The sequence below is a fragment of the Bacteroidetes Order II. bacterium genome (assembly GCA_016788705.1).
Classification (GTDB): Bacteria; Bacteroidota; Rhodothermia; order Rhodothermales; family UBA2364; genus UBA2364.
The window spans coordinates 44,417-67,477 of sequence record JAEUSQ010000061.1; the positions used below are offsets into that span (position 1 = coordinate 44,417).

The 23,061-nt window shown below is 37.4% G+C and carries 23 protein-coding genes; 1 reads left to right on the top strand and 22 read right to left on the bottom strand.

What is annotated here, in order from left to right; all coding sequences use genetic code 11:
- Positions 1-39 precede the first annotated feature (39 nt).
- The 15 genes from JNN12_16100 to JNN12_16170 form a co-directional block, all read right to left on the bottom strand.
- The gene (locus JNN12_16100) at positions 40-810 is read right to left on the bottom strand and encodes a hypothetical protein (protein MBL7979860.1); all 771 of its coding nucleotides are present in this window, start codon (positions 808-810) and stop codon (positions 40-42) included.
- A gap of 181 nt (positions 811-991) precedes the next feature.
- Positions 992-1,345, bottom strand: a complete 354-nt coding sequence (locus tag JNN12_16105; protein MBL7979861.1) for a VOC family protein — start codon at positions 1,343-1,345, stop codon at positions 992-994.
- A 136-nt stretch (positions 1,346-1,481) separates the two neighbouring features.
- Positions 1,482-4,583, bottom strand: a complete 3,102-nt coding sequence (locus tag JNN12_16110) for a type I restriction endonuclease subunit R (protein MBL7979862.1) — start codon at positions 4,581-4,583, stop codon at positions 1,482-1,484.
- A gap of 59 nt (positions 4,584-4,642) precedes the next feature.
- Positions 4,643-5,005: a four helix bundle protein gene (locus JNN12_16115; GenBank protein MBL7979863.1), complete on the bottom strand. Its 363-nt coding sequence runs from the start codon at positions 5,003-5,005 to the stop codon at positions 4,643-4,645.
- Positions 5,006-5,007: 2 nt separating this feature from the next.
- Positions 5,008-6,255 carry a restriction endonuclease subunit S gene (locus tag JNN12_16120; GenBank protein ID MBL7979864.1) on the bottom strand — a complete coding sequence of 416 codons (1,248 nt, stop codon included), beginning with the start codon at positions 6,253-6,255 and terminating at the stop codon, positions 5,008-5,010.
- Positions 6,237-7,805, bottom strand: a complete 1,569-nt coding sequence (locus tag JNN12_16125; GenBank protein ID MBL7979865.1) for a type I restriction-modification system subunit M — start codon at positions 7,803-7,805, stop codon at positions 6,237-6,239. Before JNN12_16125 ends, JNN12_16120 begins: the two co-directional genes overlap by 19 nt.
- A 203-nt stretch (positions 7,806-8,008) precedes the next feature.
- Positions 8,009-8,749 (bottom strand): hypothetical protein, encoded by a 741-nt coding sequence (locus JNN12_16130; protein MBL7979866.1) that lies wholly within the window; start codon positions 8,747-8,749, stop codon positions 8,009-8,011.
- Positions 8,750-9,268, bottom strand: a complete 519-nt coding sequence (locus tag JNN12_16135; protein ID MBL7979867.1) for a hypothetical protein — start codon at positions 9,266-9,268, stop codon at positions 8,750-8,752.
- Between the two features lie 163 nt (positions 9,269-9,431).
- A complete protein-coding gene (locus JNN12_16140) occupies positions 9,432-10,418 on the bottom strand; it encodes a hypothetical protein (GenBank protein ID MBL7979868.1) in 987 nt (328 codons plus the stop codon).
- A gap of 90 nt (positions 10,419-10,508) precedes the next feature.
- The gene (locus tag JNN12_16145; GenBank protein MBL7979869.1) at positions 10,509-11,549 is read right to left on the bottom strand and encodes a toll/interleukin-1 receptor domain-containing protein; all 1,041 of its coding nucleotides are present in this window, start codon (positions 11,547-11,549) and stop codon (positions 10,509-10,511) included.
- A gap of 113 nt (positions 11,550-11,662) precedes the next feature.
- A complete protein-coding gene (locus tag JNN12_16150; protein ID MBL7979870.1) occupies positions 11,663-12,304 on the bottom strand; it encodes a hypothetical protein in 642 nt (213 codons plus the stop codon).
- Positions 12,305-12,464: 160 nt separating this feature from the next.
- The gene (locus JNN12_16155) at positions 12,465-14,741 is read right to left on the bottom strand and encodes a serine hydrolase (protein ID MBL7979871.1); all 2,277 of its coding nucleotides are present in this window, start codon (positions 14,739-14,741) and stop codon (positions 12,465-12,467) included.
- 6 nt (positions 14,742-14,747) lie between these two features.
- A complete protein-coding gene (locus tag JNN12_16160; protein ID MBL7979872.1) occupies positions 14,748-15,650 on the bottom strand; it encodes an ATP-binding cassette domain-containing protein in 903 nt (300 codons plus the stop codon).
- A 39-nt stretch (positions 15,651-15,689) separates the two neighbouring features.
- Positions 15,690-17,030 (bottom strand): S41 family peptidase, encoded by a 1,341-nt coding sequence (locus JNN12_16165; protein ID MBL7979873.1) that lies wholly within the window; start codon positions 17,028-17,030, stop codon positions 15,690-15,692.
- A 1-nt stretch (position 17,031) separates the two neighbouring features.
- Positions 17,032-17,466, bottom strand: coding sequence for a MarR family transcriptional regulator (locus JNN12_16170; protein MBL7979874.1), 435 nt, complete (start codon positions 17,464-17,466; stop codon positions 17,032-17,034).
- Positions 17,467-17,641: 175 nt separating this feature from the next.
- Here JNN12_16170 and JNN12_16175 point away from each other — a divergent pair, with 175 nt between their 5' ends.
- Complete coding sequence (locus tag JNN12_16175) at positions 17,642-17,920, top strand: Lar family restriction alleviation protein (GenBank protein ID MBL7979875.1); 279 nt, start codon at positions 17,642-17,644, stop codon at positions 17,918-17,920.
- Between the two features lie 133 nt (positions 17,921-18,053).
- Here the strand turns inward: JNN12_16175 and JNN12_16180 are convergent, their stop codons facing one another.
- The 7 genes from JNN12_16180 to JNN12_16210 all read right to left on the bottom strand — a co-directional run bounded on the left by JNN12_16180 (position 18,054) and on the right by JNN12_16210 (position 23,015).
- A complete protein-coding gene (locus JNN12_16180) occupies positions 18,054-18,806 on the bottom strand; it encodes an alpha/beta hydrolase (GenBank protein ID MBL7979876.1) in 753 nt (250 codons plus the stop codon).
- A gap of 36 nt (positions 18,807-18,842) precedes the next feature.
- The gene (locus JNN12_16185; protein ID MBL7979877.1) at positions 18,843-19,484 is read right to left on the bottom strand and encodes an NAD(P)H-binding protein; all 642 of its coding nucleotides are present in this window, start codon (positions 19,482-19,484) and stop codon (positions 18,843-18,845) included.
- Positions 19,485-19,518: 34 nt separating this feature from the next.
- Positions 19,519-20,298, bottom strand: a complete 780-nt coding sequence (locus tag JNN12_16190) for an SDR family oxidoreductase (GenBank protein ID MBL7979878.1) — start codon at positions 20,296-20,298, stop codon at positions 19,519-19,521.
- Positions 20,299-20,532: 234 nt separating this feature from the next.
- Positions 20,533-21,120, bottom strand: coding sequence for a glutathione peroxidase (locus JNN12_16195; GenBank protein MBL7979879.1), 588 nt, complete (start codon positions 21,118-21,120; stop codon positions 20,533-20,535).
- Between the two features lie 134 nt (positions 21,121-21,254).
- A complete protein-coding gene (locus tag JNN12_16200; GenBank protein ID MBL7979880.1) occupies positions 21,255-21,977 on the bottom strand; it encodes a nitroreductase family protein in 723 nt (240 codons plus the stop codon).
- Positions 21,978-22,191: 214 nt separating this feature from the next.
- Positions 22,192-22,323: an SDR family NAD(P)-dependent oxidoreductase gene (locus JNN12_16205; protein ID MBL7979881.1), complete on the bottom strand. Its 132-nt coding sequence runs from the start codon at positions 22,321-22,323 to the stop codon at positions 22,192-22,194.
- A 101-nt stretch (positions 22,324-22,424) separates the two neighbouring features.
- Positions 22,425-23,015, bottom strand: a complete 591-nt coding sequence (locus JNN12_16210) for a Crp/Fnr family transcriptional regulator (protein MBL7979882.1) — start codon at positions 23,013-23,015, stop codon at positions 22,425-22,427.
- Between the last annotated feature and the right edge of the window lie 46 nt (positions 23,016-23,061).

Genomic DNA, 23,061 nt, shown 5'->3' on the forward strand with positions numbered 1-23,061 from the left:
ACCCGCTTTTTTGCCAAACGCCTGTTAGCACCAGTATTTTTATTCTGTCGGGTCAATAATTGTGTATCCACTGTCGCCATAAATTAAAAACTTTCCATTTTTTATTCCTGTCAAGCCTGGTGAATAGTCACCAAACCTTTTTACTTCTTTTTTATTTCTGTCCCAAGAGAAAAAACTTCTTTTGTCGTCATAGCTTGAATGAAAAATAATTTTGTCTGCCGTGCTTGTAATTGCTGATGTTCCTGAAAAGTCATTCGGTGTTTCAAAACTTTCAACTTTAAAAGTGTCAAGATTAAGTTCAAATACTTTTAGGTCAGTATATGCGTAAAACAAAATTCTATTTGTTCCGTGCTTACAAATACAATAGCAGTCAAGTATATTACCCCAAATTTTACTTGAATTAAATCCGAAAATTTGTTCACCAGAAAAATTAAAGACAGCAAGTCCATCATTGTTTGGTCCGTCATCACCTAAAACACCTTCGTCAAAATAAGTTATTACAATTTTGTCTTGCTGAACGATAATATCTTCTATTCCGTCACCAGCTAGAAATGACTTTACCAATTGTCCGCTGAATTTAAAAATATAACCGTTGTTGTCTTTCTCTGTCCGACTGTTAGCAATGAAAAATGTGTCGTTGTCAAGTCTGCGAATAATCGGAAAGCGTAAGTCGATTTCTATTTTTAAATTATGGTCGTTTGTTACAACCGTTTTGTTGTCGGTAAACGCAATGTAATTTCCTTGGTCGTCAGCGTCAAGGTTTAAAATTTTACTTTGTCCTACGTCAATATGTGTTGTCTGTTCGGTCATTCTTAATATTGGTGCTAACGTTTTCGTGCTTTGCGTTCGGGCGGGTTTCGGAGCATAAAACTGTCAACCGGCACTGAACTTGAATAGAAGCACAAAGCCACAAGTTTGCAAGTCACCCCACCTGACGCAAAACCCGTGTTAGTGGCTGCCGTTCTTTTCTTTATCAAGCAAGTTTTAGTTTTCATTTTAAGCTCTGTCCAAAAGTTAATAAGTTGTTGTCTGGGTCAAGTAATGCAAACTCTCGTTGTCCCCAAGGTTTTGTTTCCAAATCTCCATTTGGGTGAATTGGTATTTTATCGTCCAGTAGCATTTGGTAAAGTTTATCAATGTCGTTCGTTCTAATATAAACTTGTCCGTAGTTTTCTTTTGGATCAAGGTCATTGAATTCAAAAAAATGAATTTCAATATTATCTTTTCTTATCATTAAATAGTCCCCATAGTCGGCAATTTCGTTGAACCTTAATTTGTTTAAGTAAAATTCTTTTGTTGCGATTTTGTCTCGCATTGGTAATTTTGGATTTATGTCTGTCAACATATCAATAATGTTTTAACGAAGTCAATCTAATTGTGCGGTCTTGTTTTACGGTTGCCACTAACGTCATACATAGTGTTATGTTTAGATACCTATTATTCTTCACGATATGAAGCTACCTGTAAGTGATGGCATTCATTCACACTTCCCCTCCAATCCCCTTATAACGCTCCACAAAAGCAGCGATCCGCTGGAAGACCCGCTGTTTTAGGGTCAAATACTGCGGATTCAAAGGACTCATTTTGGGCAATAGTGCATTCAGTTCCGTCCCGTTCTCACTGGCATAATTGCGTTTCAGCGAAGTCATAATATATCTCTTCGCCTCTTCTTCTTTCAGGCCTTCTTCCGCAATCAACTCCGTCGCTTCTTTTTTCTGCCTTTCTTGCGCATAAGCAAAGAAGGATTCCATCACGCTTGCCTTGTCGGGAATGGCATCAAGGTCGGTTTCGTTGATATAATCCACAATCAACGTTTCCTTTGCCCGGTTGCCGATACTTGCTCGTATGATGCGGCGCATTTCTTCCACCAACCCTGCCTTGTCTTTCGTTTTCTTATTGTGCTCAAAAATCAATTCCAGGATATAATCCAGGTTGATTTCCTGCGATTTGAGCAAATCCACCTCAAATACCACATCATCCCAATCAATTGTTGATTCTGCTGCCGCTGCGCCATCTTTTTGTCGGCGCAACCAATCCCGTATATCGTTGTACGTGCTGCGGTAGTCTTGTATGGTGCGTTCAGGCAGGGTTTTTATCGCTTGCATCACGGCGATTTGCTCATCCGTCACGAAGTGGGATTCCTTGAATGCTTCCACCGCTGCGGGGTCGTTTATATCAATACTTTGCAGTGCTTTCAGATGGGCAAACTCATCGTAGTTCTGCAAGATATTCTCTACCTGCAAGTATTCGCCAAACAGCTTTACAAACGCCTTTTTATCGCTCTCCCTGATGATTTCATCCGGGTCGGGGAATTTCTCATTCAACTCATTGACCACTTCCACATACCCTCTGCGGGCTTTTCCCGTGACAATATCCGTAAAGCCTTCCAAATACTCCTGGTAGCTCTTTTCCAGCACCACGTTTTTGGTATTGCTATCGCCAAATAGCGTAATGGCATCAATGGTAGCCTGTTCCAGGTTCCTGAAAGTGACAATATTGCCAAAGGTCTTGGTCGCATCATAGATGCGGTTGGTGCGGGAGAAGGCCTGCATCAAACCGTGATACCGCAGGTTTTTATCCACAAAAAGGGTATTCATGGTAGGTGCATCGAACCCGGTCAAAAACATACCGACCACTATCAATAAATCTACCTCTTTGTTCTTTACCCGCTTGGCGAGGTCTCGGTAGTAATTTTGAAACTCCTTGCTATCCACGCCATAGCTGCTCCCGAATGTGGCATTGTAATCCTGTATGGCTGCCGTCAAAAACTCCTTGGCGCTTTGGTCCATGGCCGATGGCTCAAAAGTTTCATCCACTATATCCCCAATGGCATCCTGTTCTTCATTGGCAGCGAAAGAAAAGATAGTGGCTATCCTTAGCGGCTTTTCGCTGTCCTTTTGCAGCTTGTTCAGCTCCTCGTAATAGCATTTGGCAGCGTCCACACTGCTCACGGCAAACATGGCATTGAAGCCCTTACTGCCGCCTTGCGCCCGGTGGGTTTTGTGCCTGAAATTCTGTAGGATGTACTGTGATATTTCCTTTATCCGCATGGGGTGAAGGAACGCTTGCTTGTTTTCGGCTGCCGTAAGTTTCTTTTCATCCAGTTCATTTTCAATGCTCTTAAACTTGGGCCGCACATCATTATAGTCCACCTTGAATTTCAATACTTTCTCATCCCGAATGGCGTCCGTAATCACATAAGAATGCAGCTCCCGGCCAAATACACTGGCGGTGGTCTCTGCGCCCAAGGCATTTTGAGGAAAAATCGGCGTGCCCGTAAACCCAAATTGATAGTATTTTTTAAACTTCTTTTTCAGGTTTTTCTGCGCTTCGCCAAACTGCGAGCGGTGGGCTTCGTCAAAGATGAAAACGACCTGCTTCTGATAAATGGGCAAATCATTTTCGCTCTTCATCAGGTTGTTCAGCTTCTGGATGGTCGTGACGATGATTTTATTGTCATCCTTGGCTAGGTTCCTTACCAGCCCCGCCGTACTGTCCGACCCGTTCACGCTGTCGGGCGAAAAGCGTTGGTATTCTCTAATGGTCTGGTAATCCAAATCCTTGCGGTCCACCACGAAGAACACTTTGTCAATAAAATCCAACTGTGTGGCAAGCCTCGCCGCCTTGAAGCTGGTCAGCGTCTTGCCCGAACCCGTGGTGTGCCAGATATAGCCGCCCCCTTCTATGGTGTTCCATTTTTTCGCTTCGTAGGCGCTTTTTATCTTCCATAAAATCCGCTCGGTGGCGGCTATCTGGTACGGCCGCATCACCAGCAGCGTATTGCTCACATCAAACACCGAATAATGCAGCAAGACCTGCAACAGCGTGTTTTTCTGAAAAAAAGTAGCCGTAAAATCCTTCAAATCTTTGATCAGCCTGTTGTCCGCCCTTGCCCAGTTCATGGTAAAGTCAAAGCTGTTCTTATTGCGCTCGGTCGTGTTGGCGAAATAGCGGCTGTCCGTGCCATTGGAAATCACGAACAACTGCACGTATTTGAACAGGGAATTGTCGCTGTTAAAGCTCTCTTTGGAATAACGGTGCACCTGATTAAAGGCTTCTCGGATGGCCACGCCCCGCTTTTTTAGTTCCACTTGCACCAAGGGCAAGCCATTGACCAGGATGGTGACATCGTACCGATTGGCATGGGTGCCCGTTTGCTCAAACTGCGTGATGCACTGCACCTTGTTCCGGGCTATCTGCTGCTTATCCACCAGGTAGATGTTTTGGATATGCCCGTCGTCGAAGACAAAATCATGGATATGGTTTTCATGTATTTTCCTGGACTTGTCCACGAGGTTATCGCTGGGCTTGTCCAGGTACTCCTCCACAAAACGGGCCCATTCCCCATCCGAAAACGCCATGTCGTTCAACTGCTGTAGCTGCACCCTTGCATTGGCCAGCATGGCCGCCGGGGTGGTCAGGTTGGGCAGGTGCTCATAGCCCTGGTTCACCAAATCCTGCACAAACTCCCGCTCCAGGGATGCTTCTGATTGAAAAACAACCGCTGGTTCGTTCAGTACTGAATGCTTGGTGTAATGCTCCAGTATGATGAAGTTGTTGGATTCTGCGATGGTGTTGTACATGAAAATTGAAAATTGAAAATTGAAAGTTGAAAGTTGAAAGTTGAAAGTTGTTGTTTGCGTTATCTGTTTTGTTTTGAGGTTTTTACGATGCTGGCTAAAAGTTTTATTAATTCAGAAATGTCTGCGCTTATAGAAATGAAGCTTTTTTCATCCAGATATTCACTATCATGTAAAAGCATTAGCCAATATTCCGTTTCGTTCGCTTCTTTTAAGGCAATATTCATTTTATTGATAAAATCGGCTTTTGATTGTGCGTGTTCCGCTTCCTTTATCAAAGCCCCTATGCTCGTGCCGCTCCTTAGAACTTGTTTTGACAAGACATATTCTTTTTGGTTGCTTGTCAAATGTCTATACAGTTTTATAGCTCGTAAAGCAAAAGTATACGATTTGTCCATCACTATATTTTTTTTCTTTTCCATCATTTTCAACTTTCCACTTTCCATTTATCAAAATTGAGCAACATTTCCCGATAATACGCATACTGCTGCTGCCGCAACGCTATCTCCTTCGGCAAACCTTCGCTGATGGACGTGGTCAGCGTGTCGAATTTGTCGAGAATGGAGACAATGCGGGTTTGTTCTTTGAGGGATTTTTCTGTGTCATTTGGGAATGGAATTGGAATTTTTGTTTTCTTCAAATTATCGTTGTAAAGACGTTGTATTGTACCGCCTTCAGCAATATTCCATTTAGCAATTTGGTAAAAATAAAACAGGTATTTGTTTAAAACTTCACTTTCATCGTTTTCAATCCAGACGATGTTACTATCTTGAAAATAAGCTTCTTTCCCGTCAAAAATAACTGCTCTTCCAATTGTTCCACTCGCAGAAATTAGTACCTCGCCTATTTTTGGGTAATTGTATTTTAACTTATATTCTTCAAAAAGTTCTCTTGAAATATAAGCATTAGGCTCTTTGCCAAAAGTACCTATTTTGTAAAAAGGTATTTCACCTTCATCAGTTGTCTGTTCTTTAAAAATCCGCTTACACATACGAACTTCCCCGACCTCCCCCAACGTCTTCCACGCCACTTCCCCCTCCTCAAAACGTAACAACGCCTCTCGATAATACTCGTACTGCTTTTTACGGGCTGTAAGCTCTGCTGTAAGCTCTGCTGTAAGCTCTGCTGTAAGCTCCGTAAAACGGTCTAATATGCGGACGATTTCTTTTTGGACAGGGAGGGGCGGGATGGGGATGAGGAGTTTTTCAATTACCTTTTGAGAAAGTCTTGGAACACTTGCCCTCCGAACTTGGCTAATTATTTTATGCTGCTGTGTTAGCAAAAAATAATAAACAAACTTGCTTGCAATATTATCTGGTGTTAAAAGATAATGAACATCATCCGCAGCCCAAAAATCAATGCTACTGTAACCAATCTCACCAGCTGCACCTCCACAAATAACGAAAGCGGTATCTGCTTTAACATTACTTTCATGGTAGTACCCAAGAGGGGTCATACTATTTTGGAAAACTGCATATTTACCAGTCTCTTCTAACTGATTTTTTATAAGCCTTCTTCCTCTCTGAATTTTTGTTACCTCCCCCAGCGTCTTCCACTCCACCGCCGCCCCGTCCAACAATTTATCCATAAAAGGCAGCACACCGCTGTTCATTTTCAATTCTCCATTCTCCATTTTCAATTCTCCATTCTCCATTTTCAATTTTCCATTCTCCATTTTCCATTTTCCATTTGATGAATGATGTTATCAATATCCGCCCGCAGCGCATCAATTTTACGCACCGTCGCCGCAATTTCCTGGTTCAGCACGGCGATGTCAATCACCTCCCGGTTGTCCTTGGCTGCCACATAGCTGCTTACGGAGAGGTTGTAGTCGTTTTCGGCGATTTTGGGGTTGTCAATGCTGGTGGCGATATGGGCGACCTCCGCTTTGCTGTCGAAGATGTCCATAATCTGCTGGATATGCGCCTCGGTCAGCACGTTATTGTTGGTCTCTTTCTTGAAGAAACCTTCACCGCTGGCATCAATGAACTGGGTGAGGGAATCGGTCTTGTGCTTGGACAGCACGAGGATGTTCACAGCGATGGTGGTGCCATAGAACAGGTTCGGGGCGAGGGAAATCACGGTCTCCACGTAGTTGCTGTCCACGAGGTACTTCCTGATTTTCTGCTCGGCTCCGCCCCGGTAGAAGATGCCGGGGAAGCACACGAGGGCCGCCCTGCCCTTGCCGGAGAGGTAGCTCAGGGCGTGCAGCACAAACGCAAAATCGGCCTTGGACTTGGGCGCCAGCACCCCCGCAGGTGCGAAGCGGTCGTCGTTGATGAGGGTCGGGTCGTCGTCGCCAATCCAATTGACGGAGTAGGGCGGATTGGACACGATGGCGTCAAAGGGTTTTTCATCCCGCAATTGCGGATGGAGGAGGGTATTCCCCAAGGCAATATGGAACTTGTCGTAGTTGATATTGTGCAGAAACATGTTCATGCGGGCCAGGTTGTAGGTCGTATGGTTGATTTCCTGCCCAAAGAAGCCTTCTTCAATAATATGGTTGTCAAAGTGTTTTTTGGCCTGCAGCAACAAGGAACCCGAACCCGCCGCCGGGTCGTATATTTTGTTGATTGTTTTTTGACCGTGCATCGCCAACTGTGCAATGAGCTTGGATACATGCTGCGGCGTGAAAAATTCTCCACCGGATTTCCCTGCATTCTTGGCATAGTTGGAAATCAAAAACTCGTAGGCATCCCCGAAGAGGTCAATTTCGTTGTCTTCAAAATTCTCAAACTTTAGCCCCTCTACGCCTTTCAGTACCGCTGCCAGTCGGGTATTTTTGTTTTCCACGGTATTGCCGAGGCGGGTGCTGGTGGTATCAAAATCCGCAAACAGGCCCTTGATGGCTTCTTCCGAGGGGTAGCCGTTGGCGGAGCTTTCGATGGCGGTGAAAATGGCCTTTAAGTCCGTGTTGAGGTTGGGGTTGGTGTTCGCATTTTTGGCCACATTCACAAACAACTGGCTGGGATAGATGAAATAACCTTTGGTCTTGACCGCATCATCTTTGATTTCCGGTGTGATGACGCTGTCTGGCAGGCTTGGATAATTGACATCCTCATCATCGCCCTCAATGTAGTTGGTAAAATTTTCGCTGATAAAGCGATAGAAAAGGGTGCCGAGCACAAACTGCTTGAAATCCCATCCGTCCACCGCCCCCCGTACATCGTTGGCTATTTTCCAGATTTGGTTTTGTAGTGCTGCTCTTTGAGTGGTACTTGTCATTGTGTGATTTATGCCTCTATTTGATTGGTAATATTACTGTTTTTATTCTTTTTGTGATTTAAACATAACGGTTTGCGTGTTGCCGCAGTTGGCGATTTCGGAGTACTGTACTGTCAACCTGCACAAAAGTTTGATAGGAGTACTCAGTTTCAATTTTGCACCTCAGCCAGCCTGACGCAAAACCCGTGTTAGCTATAGCCTTTTTAGTCAACTGTAAAATAGTAGTTTGTATAATAATATTCTTCTTGTTTCCCGTCATATGTTATATAACCCTTTGTCCACATGTTGATTTTTTCTTCTTGTCCCCAATAATTTTTCTGTGTGTGATACTTCACATTGTCATTAAGGTTGGAGTATACTACACTTGAAATTCCAACATGAAACGGGCTTTTTCTGCTGTCACTGATTACTGTTGATTTGTTTACTGCATGTCCTATCCAAATGAGGTCTTTATTGTTAGGCTTTTTAACGAGACCAATTTTAGTACAGAGAATGTGTCCAAAGTCAATACCGATACCAAAGTCAACAGTTGAATATTTCTGCAGTTCATTGTTAATACCCTCATTGCTTGAAATAATGTAAGTCATTGTCATTGCAGCCATGACCGCAAAATTCAGAGTCAATTTGCTATTACCTTCAAAAAATACAAGAACACTGTCACCATTAAAGCTTCTAACTTCACCATCGTATATTTCTGCAATTTTCAGGATTGCGTGAAAATAAGACATATGGATTTTTGCAACTACTGGTCGATTATGCTTTGATAGAATTGTAGTTGAACCTCTCATGTCCACATATAAAACCGTACCTTTAAACTGTAAGCCCTTATTACCATAAATGAGTTTTGAATTTTCGATGTCCGGTACGTAACTAACATCCTCTACATCAAATTTCGTGTCGAGAATATTTTTAACCTCTTTTTTTATATCGTCTTTTAGTCCCATTTATTTGTTGTTGTCAAAGAATATAAGATAGATTAATACACTTAAAGGTGTCGCAATACCTGCAATCGTCCATTTAAAAGCAGAGTTAAACAATTTAAATTTTCGCAGAGCTATTTGTGCATTGATTACAACTTGTCTGGCTTGGTCAATATTATATTTTGTGATTTCATCTGTTAAATTGTATTCTGATTTTAACTGTTTTAAGTAGTCTTCAGGAGTATAATTTGCAGCAGTTCCAAAGAACAATAGGTTTTGGCTTTTATGATTTGAAATTTCTTGTTCTTTATGCTTTAATTGAGCACTAATAGCAGATAGATTAAGAAATATTGAAATCAATGAGCAGAACAACACAAAGAATAGGTAATATTGAAAATAGCAATTCTGAATGCCATCTGTTAGCAATTTAATTGTCGCCAAAGTAATTGCTCCATTAAACGCAATAAGCCCGGCATTTTTTGTCTCAGCCATTTTTTGCATGTCCTGGCAGTGTTGATATACTTCTTTTAAAATCTCTTTCATTTGTCTGTCGTCTTTTAAGGTTACAGGTAACGGTCGAGTGTAGCAGTAGTAAGGGATTACGGGCTTCCACTATCAACCTACACGAAACTTAATGCGAGGTAGAATGCTTGAAATACCTTCTAAAACCCTTATTACTGCTACACTTTGTTATAGCCAGTATTGTTTAAAAAGGTGGTTCTTCCTCAAAAGAAGTATCGATATTAATTTCATCTAAATTATCTTCAAAAATATCTCTAACATTGTATTTCTCTTTTAATTTAGCTAACCCTTTTTTCCCATTTTTATTAATAATTTCACAATCGCCAACATCCCATTTCGCCCCAGAAAATAAAGATAAAAGCTTTGTTAAATTCCAATTCATAGACTTGTAATTACCAATTCCATTTTCAATTGTATCACTAAATCTATATTCATCAGTTCTTGTTTTACAATTCTCAAATTGCTCAACACCGTTTATTGTTGATTTTATAAGTGTTAGAACTTTTTCTATTCCCCAGTTACCCATATCATAGGGTAATTCACTTGATTTAACTACTACTCTTGGTTTGTCAATCATACGAATAATTTTTGATAGATATAATTGAATTAAATCTAAAACATCTAGCAAGAATCTGTTTTCGTTTATGAAAAAATCACCTGTTGACATATCAAGTTTAATAGACTTCTCATTGCAAATTAATTGATATTGGGGTTGCTTGTTAATCGGGTTATCTGAATTTTTAATAATGCTTGAATTATTATGAGCAATAAGATTTCTTATCTGCTGAAGAGTTTGTATTCTATGCCATTCTTCTCTTAAATCACCTAGATGAAAGTCTGCAACTTTCTCAAAATACAATTTACTTTTTTCAATATAATTTCTACCCGCTAAATCTTTAACTGTCATCCTGTTAAATCCAAGTCTGTGATGACAATCACATAATTCCTTTAACCAAGCTTCGAAAAACGCATAATATGTAAGTAGCTGTGAATTATATAAAAACTTCTTATATGATTCTTCATTTCTTTTAGATTCACTTCCAGCCTCAGTTTCATTATCAAAAAAATTAGATGATTCGGATAAATATTTCCTAAACGTAAGAATCTCTGTTTTAATAGTATTATCAGCATCTTTCAAAAATGATATTTCTACTGTCTCTTGCTCTTTCATAGTCCTGGATTGCTTTTTTTATTGGCTATAACGTTACCACTGCCGATGTGCTGACGTTTAGGAGGCATGATAGGCAGTGGATAGTTAGCCTCATTTTTTATTTTTTTCTTTGACTTCCAATACCTTTATCATTTCAAGAATTGAATATACAATTTTACTATTTTCCATTGAATACTGTTCGTGCGAAATTGTCCCCATCATATTCTGCTTTTTGAAGTTATTATATCTCGACAAGATCATTATTACATCATTCATCATGTAATCATCTCGCCCTTCAACATATTCTCTAAGCAACCTTAACGCGGTTTCGACTTGTCCTTCTGAAATTGTTGTTCTCAGGTTATCAAAAATCGGATTTTCCTTTCTTTTAACTTCTTCTATAATGTTTGCTTGTTGCTTTAAATGATTTATTAATCTATCCATCCCATCTTCATTAAATATCTTAACAGCTTGGTAGTCTTTTAAATTGATTGTTCCAACGTTTACGTCTGGCAAACTAACATCTTCTATCAATGCCGGAATAAAATAGATAACATCCGATGCTTTTTGTTCAAGTTCATTCAAAGCCATTCTAAGCTCCTTCTGAATGTAACCATTTTTGCTTACACTGTGATTTGAAAGGCAAGCCATAAAAAATCGAGAGTTTTTAATAGCTTCTTTAATTTTATCATCCCAACGAACTCCAGGCATGAGGTTTTCTTCATCAAGCCAAGGCTCTAACCCATTGTCTTTCAAAATTTTATATAGTTTTCTTACGTATGGCTTGTCCTCAGATGCGTGAGCTAAGAATATTACCTTATTCCAATTCATGGGATTTTCATTTTTTAGGGCTTTGTCAACACGATAAATTATCTCTACAACTTCTGGTTCATTATCCTTTTTTGGATAAATTTGGAGGACAGAGTTTAAAATAATCAGTTTTTTAGCATCAGGGAGGTTGTTTAAAATTGCAGTCTCTTTTGGAGGAGAATATATCTCCAATGTCGAAAGTGGAGCAAAAAGAATATTACCATAAGTGGAAGAGATATCTAACCTGCTTCTTGATTTTTCAAGCAAATCAGATAGATCAGGATATTCTCCATATTTTAACAACTCTCGAAGTTCTTCAATTATGTTTTCTTCTTTATTCATTTTATTATATTAAGTCTAACCAGTTGATTATCCACCTGTGCGCTAATGAGTTAGGCTTGCTGTTGCAGCGCATAGTTGAATAGCAGTTTTTTTCTTCGCGCCTTCTTCTTTGTTTATTTTAACATTAAATAGAGAAGAAGCGCTATTATTATGATGATTACTAAAAACAACCACAAAACTCTCCTTTTTGAAAACGGTGAATTAATTGGTGAATTAATTTTAGTCGCCTCCGGTAACGGTGAATTAATTTCAGTCGCCTTCGGTAATGGCATGGTTGGATAAGAGGTTTTATCTCTTATCTTTTCATAATTAATTGCTCTTTCAATTTCTTCAATTAGTCTAATTAATTCATACCTATCTGGGTATACGATAAGTAACCTCCTTGCCTCATACACTATAACTTTTAGTTCATGTAATGATTCCGCTAAAAATTGCCGCCTTCTTAATTCCGATATTCTATTAGATAACCTATCGGAATTATCATTTTCATAGAAGTATTTTATTTCATCAATAAGATATAAAAGCTTACTGTTAACTTTATTCATTTCAGAAGTATCCTCAACAAGTCCAAGTCTTGTTCTTCTTAAAAAGTAATGGTATTGATGTGATAGTAGATATGCTTCCTCGCTAAGTCTTTCAGGAAAAATTGCCTCATTATAAAAAAAGCGTAGCAAATCCGATAATGCCTGATCAGTATCACCAGAGGCTATTAAGTCTTTTATCCCTTCTATAGAATTTAATTTTTCTTCTTTCATTTTTTATTTATGGTGGAGGCTAACGTTTTGGGGCTTTGCGTTCGGGCGGGAAATCGAAGCACAAAAGCTGATATTATTACTAAAGTTTGATTGAAAAACTGCTGTTGAATTTTGCACTTCAGCCCGCCTGACGCAAAACCCTTGTTGTGTGTAGTGCTTTTTAGCCTCTCTTGCCTAAAATAAATTCCTTGTCTTTGTATTTAATTTTTAGCCCTTTTACCAATTTATTTTTATCAAACTCAAACGATTTTAAAGTTGGGCTTTCCATATTTATAAATGCTGTTTTGCTGGTAAAATACATTTTTATTTTTTGTTTGTTAGTCTTATAATACAAAGCACCATTATCAAATAATATTTCAACTTTTCTGTTTTCCGCTTTAGCTTCATAAATTCCTATATATTTTCTCATAACACTATCTTCCACTGACATAACTTTAATTTTTTCCTTCTTATCAAAGCCTTTCCAGTTGTAAACATTAATAACTGAGTTGCCAATTTCTCTAAGTATTTCGTCATTTTCAGAATTAATAAAAATAGCTACACCATTGCCTTCTTCCATACTGCCATAAAATGCACCACTAAAACCCCAATTGCCAGCTTCATGGCTAAAGTATTTATGACCTTTAAAATCATCAACAAAAAAGCCAAAAGCTGTTCTTTCATCAATGTATGGAGTAAGCATTAATTCAGTATTTTCTTTTGTTAAAATTTTATTGGATTTGCCTTTTAAAGATTGTTGTAACTCAATCATAAACTTACAAATATCAGATGGCGTTGTCCAAAGCCCTGCGGCTGCTTGCTCTACCATTATTGGGTATTTGTATGGTAGAGCAATTCCCAAGCTATCATAACCGACAGCAGCAAAAGGTTTTTTTATTTCAGGAATAGGTTGTGTATAAAAACTGTTGGTCATTTGGAGGGGTTGCAAAATATGTTCAGCCAAATACTTGTCATAGGTTTTTTTAGAAACATCCATTAACAATAGTTGACTTATCATAGTTCCTCCACCTGAATACTTCATTTTTTTATTGGGTTCAAAAATAGAGCGTACTGCTTTTGAATTGGCAGGTTTTGTACCATTCAAAATTTGCAATATTGTAGGCAAACTATCACCTTCCTTATAGCCACCAAAACCATGCACACTTAGACCTGCCGTGTGGCTTAACAAGTTAGCCAAAGTAATTTTTTTTCCTTTTGAAATACTATCATAAGGAAATTTCCAAGTGTGCAAATATTGGTTAATGTCGGTAAAGAGGTCTATCCTTTTGTCTTGTACCATTTGCATCAATGCCAAAGCATTTACTGATTTACTTAAAGAACCTGGTTCAAATAATGTGTTTGTTGTTACTGGTATTTTTTCTGCTTCATTAGCAAAACCGTAACCTTTTGCCCATTCTATTTTAAAATTGTGAATAACCGCTATACTTAGTCCTTTTACCTTGTAGAATTTCATTCTTTCTTCCAATGTCCAATCTGTATTGTTGTCGAGGTTAAATGCACCCAAATTATTTTCAACCAATCTAATATTTTCTTCAATTTCCTTTTGACTATGGTCTGTAATTGTTTTTTTACTACTGAAAGAATGAAGATAAGTTATAAAAAATACTCCAAAAATTAATGCTGAAAGTAAGGTAAAAAGCAACGGCTTTAATTTGAAATATTTTGAGGACTTGGTTTGGGTTTCGCAAATGAAAATAAGAAAGTTTGCAAAACTAAAATACATGAAATAACCAAACGCCCAATAGGAAATATTAATTGTTTCATCTATCCTATTATCAGCAATTAAAAACTTCATTCCACCATAGATATAAGGCACTATATAACCATATTGATTGTTTACTGCAATTAGCGAAGTAACTACCAAAACCAAACCTACGCCTACTGGTACAATAAAGTTTTTGATGTGTAAACTCATCAAATATTGCAAGGCAACGATAGGCAAGCAGTATAAAAAATAATAAGCATTGCCAATCAAATATTCTTTGAAAGGAAAACTACCAGATGGATAGGGAACATCACTATAAATTAAAGCAGGTATAACACCAGAAAGATATATACCTATATTAAAAAGGATGAAAAACTGAATAAGTACAATAAAAACGATTGCATATTTTGCCCAGAAAATAGTGGATAGTTTTTGAGGGGTCGTGAATAATTGCTTCCAAGTGTTGTTTCTAAATTCAATTTGAGTAAGTAAACTACTTACTAAAATAATCCCCATTGGCAAAAGAAATACTGACATAAATTGCCAATTTTGGTTGAACAATTTCAACCAAACTCCTTCCGATGAATTGACAAGTAAAGTGTCATTTCGTTTTAATATTCTACCAATGGTTATTAAAACAGGCACAAACAGTGCACCTCCAATAGTAAGCCACATTACAGCACTATTTTTCGTTTTTATCCACTCACTTTGCAGGCTATGTATGAAGTTCATTTTTGCTTAATTGATATAATTCATAAAAATACTTTCCAAATCTGCATTGCTTCTATAAATTTCGTACACATCAATGTTTTGCATGACCAATGCTTGTACTATTTTACTAATTTCTTCATCTGTACGCACATTCATTTGTATTTTAGCATTTTGCAAAATGGGTTTACACATGGATTGTAATAGTTCAATGGCTTTGGTATTATTGGAAGTATTTGCAATTACAAAACTCGCTTTTTTTTGTGTTTCAAGCAATTCATTTAATGTACCTTCAAACAGCACATTCCCTTTATGAATAAGCCCAATATGTGTTACCAATTTCTCAATTTCACTCAAAAGATGGCTGGAAATTACAATCGTGATGCCTTGCTCTTTATTTAGATTAATAAGTAATTCTCTAATCTCAATGATACCATTAGGGTCAAGTCCATTGGTAGGTTCGTCTAAAATTAACAAACTCGGATTATTGAGTAAAGCGATTGCCAAACCCAACCGTTGTTTCATACCCAAAGAAAAATTACTTGCTTTTTTATTACCTGTCTCCGATAAACCTACAATGTGCAATACTTCATCTATTCTGCTTTTGCTACACTGATAAATTTTTTGCCAGACCAATACATTTTGATATGCTGTAAGCTGTCCATAGATAGAAGGATATTCGATAAGTGAACCCGTTTGTTTGAGTATTTCAATTCTGTTCTTTTCAAATGTCTTTCCTAAGATTTCAATTTTACCTTTTTGTTTTTGTAATAAGCCCAGCATCAACCGCAGTGAGGTCGTTTTTCCAGCACCATTTGGTCCTAAGAAACCGTATATACTTCCTTGTGGCACGGCGATATTGATATTGTTAAGTACCTTTTGCTGATTCTCAAAATGATGAGTAAGACTATTTATTTGTATAGAATATGTCATTATTCGATTTCGATTTATACTATTAGACGAGCAGCGAATTTATTTGTTACTTTTTGAAATGATTTCTTCATAACCATCGTCCCAAAACATTTTCATTCCCGTGCAATCTCCGCTATTTTTACTAATAATAAACTCTACCTGATAATCATAACCTATTTGAAAGAGTGTATTTGAAATTGGAATCATATCAACAGCTTTTTTAAAGTTTTTTGTATCCATAAAATATAATTGATTGTTGCTTACAGTCACTTCAAAGTATTCGTACTTGCCTACAAACTTTTGAATAATCGCTGAATCAATCGCAAACTTCACATTTTTTGATTTATAATAATTAACCAAATACTGGATTTGATTTCTCTCACTTTCATTTTTTGCACTTTTAAGTTTTGCCTCTAAAATAACTTCTTTAGCAATGGATAAACATTTGTCATCTTCAACTTTTAATTTTGGTATTACGCCCTTTACCTCCCAATCAGTTTTTGTAATTATATTTTCTGATCTTGCATAAGGTATAAAACAAACAAAACCATTGCCAATACTAAAACTTCTTGCTATATGAGCTCCACCTCTTGTTCTATCACCAATTACGGTTGCGTTTTTAATTGTTTGCAAGATATAAGCAAATGACTCAGCTGCTAAATAGGTTTGGTCGCTTGTTAGAATATATATTGGCATTTTCATTAAAAGACCACCAGTAATAGTTTTTTTATTTTCAACAAAATTATCAGTCCATTTATTAGTCATCCTGTTAAATGTTTTTCCTGTTTTTTGTTTTCCTTCAAAAAAGTAGCTTAATATTTCGCCTGCTGTTTCTCCATTACCTCCTCTGTTATTTCTTAAATCAATTATTAAAGCATCAGTATTTGATAGGAATTGCATAGATGCATGAATGGTTTTACTAACTGAAGTAGATAGTTTTGAGAAATTTGTAAATTCCATGTATCCAATATTCGAAGGCAAGATCTCTAATTTTTTAAAAAAATAATTCTTTTTTCTATCTTCTGAATCATCCTGATTAAGGATTTTTGTTTTACCTGTTTTTGAAGCATTAAATATGTTTATATCTTTTTCAAGTTCAGGGTTATAGTCTATCAGTAAATGCTTATCAATATAAAGTGAACGAATGTCTTTATTTAGTTCCTGAGCTAAACTATTAGGATTGACAAGACTATCATATTTTCCATTTTGATTATTTGACATCAATGCCTCACAAATATTAATTGCCTTATCTGGATAGACATAGTTTTCATTTAGTAATTTACAAAACGTATTAATAACTGTGTTTTTTTCTTGAAAGTTGAGTTTATTTGTTGGACTTTGTGCCATCATAAAATTGTAGTTTAGCAAAAAAGCTAATACAAGACAGGTAATATTTTTCATCTTATTTGTTATTTAAATTTGATATAATTTTGTTAAGCGATGTTTGCAAATTTTCAATATCTTCAACAGATAACCCGTACAAAGCTTTGGTTCTATTTTTATTAATTACAGGTTCAAGAGATTTAATAATTGTAACACCTTCTTTTGAAAGAGTTAATTCAAATCTTCTCCTATCTTCTTTATGAAAGTTGCGAATTAAGTAGCCGTTTTTAACCAATAATTCTATAATTCTCGTTATAGAAGCAAAGTCTTTAAAAACCTTTAAAGCTAATTGTTGTTGGCTTATGGATGAGTCCTCTTGAATTGTTTTAAGGACAAGCCACTGGTCAATTGTTATGGTAAAGCCTGCGGCTGAAATATTCCTTTGAGCAAATTGACGATAAGTCTTGATAGACTTTTCCAAGGTGTAAAAAATAATATTACTTAATTTTTCCATTATGATTTAATATTTGATACAAATATAGTTGATATATCAATTATAAAATATTATTCTTTATTTTTTTATTTAGTCATTAGTAAAAAATTGTTAGTTGCAGTATGTCGTAGCATTACACACAACGTTTTGCGGCTAAAAGACGTTGCCGATTTATAAACGAAAATTGTCAAACAATATGAAACTTAATAAGATGCAGAAAATTGAATATACAGACCATAACGGCAATGTTTTTTTAGCCGATGTTATGCTCCCGTGCCCATTTTGCGGTGCGGATGGCGAACTTTATTTTATTGGCAATAATGCTTCACCAAAGGGTAGAAAGGCAGTTGCTAAATGCACCAACAAAGATTGCAGGTGCGAAATAGTAAACGCTACTTTAAGGCACAATACAGAATGGGTTGCTAATGTTACTTTGTCCGCTTGGAATAGGCGTGTCGGAGGGCATGGAGCATAACGGTTTGCGGCTTTGCGTTCGGGCGTTTTTTTACCACTGCACTGGATACGAAGAACCTAACTCAAATATACGAAAAAGCGTCAGACGAAGCACGAAACCCGCCTGACGCAAAACCGCTGTTAGCTGCTGAGCTTTAATTGGATAGTTTCCGCACGAGACTTAAAATTTCATGAGGTTGTTCCAAAGGACTAATATGACCACCTTTAATAATTATCGTTTCAATGCTTGGAGGTGCAGGCACATAATCTTCAATTCCTTTGAGAGCAAGCGCTCTGACCTTTAAATTTGTAATCAATTCGCTCGCATCTTCGGCATCTGCAATTACCGCTTTGTCCGTGTGTTTAATCTGAGCGTTTGATAACAAATTCATTGGTCGTTTTAGTTGATCGACTAGAGAAGGATTTTCTTTTAGCGATGTTTTTCCAAACAATGCTTTGGCGGCTTGTTTCGTGTAAAAATTTCTGAATATCAACATGGAATGCTGAAGTCCGAACGTGATCTTTTGTTTTTTTGTGGCAGCAAGAAAGGGCATATTACAAAGCAAAACACTCTCAAATCGCTCTGGTTGCTTGGATGCTGCTCGAAGAATGGTCATACTGCCCCACGAGTGCCCGACAGCAATAACTTGGGTAATCTTCAAACTATCCAGAATTTCAAGAAGCATTTCGGTACAATCATTCAGTGACCAGTCGTTTTTGGTGATTTCCTTACTCAAACCATGAAATGGCATGTCAACGGAATAAGTCGTTCGGTCTTGAATAGAATCGATTACCTCATCCCACAGGTGGTGGTCAAAATACACGCCGTGAAGAAAAATGATTGGTGTTTTATCTGAATCAGCCAATTTCGGATAGACGGCAATTTTACCAAGATTTGTGTGAATCATTTTATTCTGTTAAACGTTTATTCATTTCCATCTTAATTAATTACTTACGGATGGCGCTTGCTTAATGAACGCTGTTTGTTGCAACTGGTCAACCATAAATTTGGATAAATCAGTTAGAGTGATAGACAGTTTGAGCCCTTTGCCATCGAGGGTAGCGTTGCATGTTCCTTTCGCTGGTTTGTCAACGATATTAGGACAACGAACAATCGTCCAATCGAGGTTGCTGTTCATGATGATGGGTTCCATTCGATTTTTATCTTCGATGATGACTTTCAGCCATTTCATGAAATAAGGAAGAATGATTTTGGTAAAAAACCAGGGTTGAAAAGCAATGCTGTTTCCTGCTCCCACATTACTCATGACAATAAGGCGTTTGATGTTCTGCTTTTGCATTTCATCAACAATGATTTTCGTAGCATCTGAAATAAAGGTGGTTGGTTTGCCGTCGCCTTTGCCACCAACTCCCAGGCATTGGATGACCGCTTCTTGATGGTTCAAAACGGAAGCAACTGTTTGAGGATCGAGCACATTTCCTTCGACAATTGTTAGATTTTTGTGTTTGATGGAAACTTTGGATGCATCACGCACCAGAATGGTTATTTCATGTCCTTGTTTGAGGGCTTCTGCTAAAATACCTTGACCTGAAAAGCCCGTAGCACCGAAGATGGTTACTTTCATTTGTTTAGTATAAGTTTGATTTTATCTTCTATAGTTATTTCTCTGCCATAATTTTAGCGGCAACACTTAATCTCAATTTCCCTGGAGGCATAATGCCCGAGAAAAATCCTAGTATTTTATTTTTAAAACCTGGAATCACATGGAGTTTTCCTTTCATCATGCCATTGTAACCTTCTCGCGCAACATCCAATGAGGTCATAACTCCACTTGCGTATAATTTGGCGTTATTCATATCCGCACGATCCATAAAATTCGATGCGGTGGCCCCAGGAGATAAAACAGTTACGGTAACACCTGTTTTTTCAAATTCTTTATGAATGGCCTCTGATACACTGATAACATACGCTTTGGTTGCGCCATAAACAGCAAAGTTCGGATCTGGTTGAAGTCCCGCCATGGAAGCAACATTTAAAATTCTGCCTTTTCCACGCTTGACCATTTCTTTTCCGAAGTGATAGCTTAATTCTGTGAGACTTACAATATTCAATTGAATCATTTCTTTGTATTTCTCCATGCTTCTATCGATGAAGGAGCCATAGTCTCCAAAACCGGCATTGTTTACTACATAATTTACGATTAAGTTGTTTGAATGAACCACTTCATAAACAGTTTGTATTCCTTCTTGGGAGGATAAATCAGCCGCAACAATAAATACATCTACCTTGAATTTTTCTTCGAATTCTTTTTTAATTTCCAGAAGTTTATTTTCGCTTCTTGCCACTATGAGCAAATCTGTTTTGTCTGCTGCAAATAGTTTGGCTATTTCGTATCCTATTCCAGATGAAGCTCCTGTTATTAATGCGATTTCTTTCATGTCTTTCAATTAATTGTTGATGTTCAATTTGATAACCACACAAAATTATCGAGGTTGAGGGAGTTCTACCTGACACAAATGTGCCAAAATGGTTTTGAGTTACACATCAATCTCAGTAAGATCCAAAATTCACAAACAAGGAAGCACGAAATTTAACGTTGTAAAATTCTCCGCTCGGGACGTAATAGGTTTTCCACCCTTGAACCAAGAGTTAGTGACTGAGATTTCCTGCAACTATTCAACTGCTTTCAAAAATTCGCTGTCCAAAGGAGAAATTGAGGGTCCGAAATAGTTTGTGAGATTCCCTTTCTCGTCAATCACATACTTGCTAAAATTCCAATCAGGTTGGTGACTGTTCCAACCATTTGCCCTGCTGTCCGTAAGCCATTTAAATATAGGTTGCTGTTCCTTGCTTTTTACTACAACTCCTTTTTTTGCTATCGGAAATGTTACGCCATAGTTTATTTGGCAGAATTGGGAAATTTCGTTGTCACTACTTTTTTCTTGTTCCGCAAAATCATTGGCAGGAAATGCAATTATAGCTAATTTGTCACCTAACTTTTCGTGCAGCTTTTGTAATTCTGCATACTGCCCAGTATAACCACAATTTGAAGCGGTATTTACAATCAAAACTTTCTTGCCCGAATAGACGGAAAAGTCAATTGGATTTCCATTATTCAATATTGCTTTTTGTTGGTAGAAAGAAACTATCGATGAAGCATTATTTTCATTGCTTATAACGGTCCCGTTTTTACCACTTTTAGATGCTTTTCTAATTAGCGGATAAAGAAATCGTAATATTTTTTGTTTGAATGTTGCCATATTTTTTTTATTTATCGCTTATCTTTTTCTTGTCATTTCGGTGGCTGAAGTCTTCTATTGCCACTAACGTTTTTAATCAAAATGAAGTTGGCGATTTGATTGATATTTTCAGAAGGAGGGTTCATGGGAATTAATTAATGTTCAAAAATAACTTCTTCATTCGGAACCCTGAATCTAGGCCCCCAAACTCCTTCTTCGGTACCTTTACCAACGGCAATAATCATATTTATTTCTGCTTTTCTCGGGAGATTTAAAGCTCGCTTCACTCGATTTTTATCAAAACCTTCCATCGGGCAAGTATGAAATCCTTCCGCTGCAACTGATAACATAAAGGTTTGAGCAACAAGTGCACAGGATTTATGTACTACTATGCGCTGTCTAGATAGACCTCCAGTTCTATAGAAAGGCTTTCTTAACCCCATAAAAAAACTAATACTTTTCCTAATTAAGGTCATAAATCCGAACGGATCGTTTGCGTAAACGAGTGGTATTAATTTTCTGTAGTAATTTATAGCGCTTTTTTGCAGTATGTTCGGTTCACCACCAATGGTAGATTTTATTTTTTCTAAGTTCCATTTTGCCCTTTCGCGCCACTTATCTCTTCTTGTAACAAATACAACCAAGTGTTGCGCTGTTTTTGCCGCACGTTGATTAAGGCATAATGGGACATATTTTTCTAATTCGGGTTTTGATTTTATCCAATGAAATTCCCATAATTGCATGTTACTGCTATTTGGAGAGAGTACTGCGCGTTCCAGACTTTTTCGCATTACATCATCAGGCACTTCAATTGCCTGGTCAAACGATCTATTGGATCTTCTAAAATTGATTATTTCCTGAAATTCTTTTGAATACATTTCATATGAATTTTTTAAGTTTAGATCATCTTTTTTAAATGAAATAAATTTTTATTTGTAAAGGTATTGTTCCAACACTATTTTAATATGACACAAATGTGTCAAAATGATATTTGATTTTACAACATCATGGATATCACGTATACCAATATCGGAGGATAAATCTGTCTGTCGCAACAGTAAATACATTCACCCTAAATTGCTCTTGGAATTCTTATTTAATTTCTAGAAGCTTTTTTTCGTCTCTTGCCACAATGAGCAAGTCTGTTTTGTCCGCTGCAAATAGTTTGGCCATTTCATATCCTATTCCGGAGGAAGCTCCTGTTATTAAAGCGATTTCTTTCATGCTTGTCGAATTAATTTTGAAGTTCACGATGACAATGAACAGCACAAAACTAATTAGGACAAGAAAGTTTAACCTGACACAAATGTGTCAAAATCACAAAATCAACCTTTCGCCAACTTTTGTCGAATACGCGTGAGTGTTTGGCGTTCCATTCCCAAAAAAGAAGCTAGGTGCGATAAAGAAACACGATTGAAAAGATCTGGATTTTCTTGAATGAAATCAAGGTAGCGTTGTTCGGCCGTTTCAAATAGAAAACTTTCAATGCGCTTTTGCTGGAACTTTAAAACGGCTTCCGCTACCAAACGACCATAGCGCTCAATATTTGGGTATTTTTCGTAACCGGCTTGAATATGGTCGTAGGAAATATTAACAAGAATGGTAGGTTCAATACACTGGAAGTAATACTTGCTTGGCGTTCGGGAGATAAATGCGGTATAATGTGCGGCATAGCGGTTCTCTCTTACAAAATTGACCGTAATTTCATTTCCCTTTTCATCTACATAAAATGCTCGAAGCAAACCTTGATACACAAACCCAATTTCTTGTTGGAGGGCATTTGCGTGAATGTAAAAATGTTTTGGTTGAAGTTCGGTAATACTTAATCCACTTCTAAAGTAATCCAGTTCTTCATCAGACAACTTGGGACATAATGACTTAACCGAATTTAAATATGTTGTAATAGCTTCTTTCAACTTGATAAATTGTGTTCTTGTGGACGCATTGCCTTGCAGCTAACGT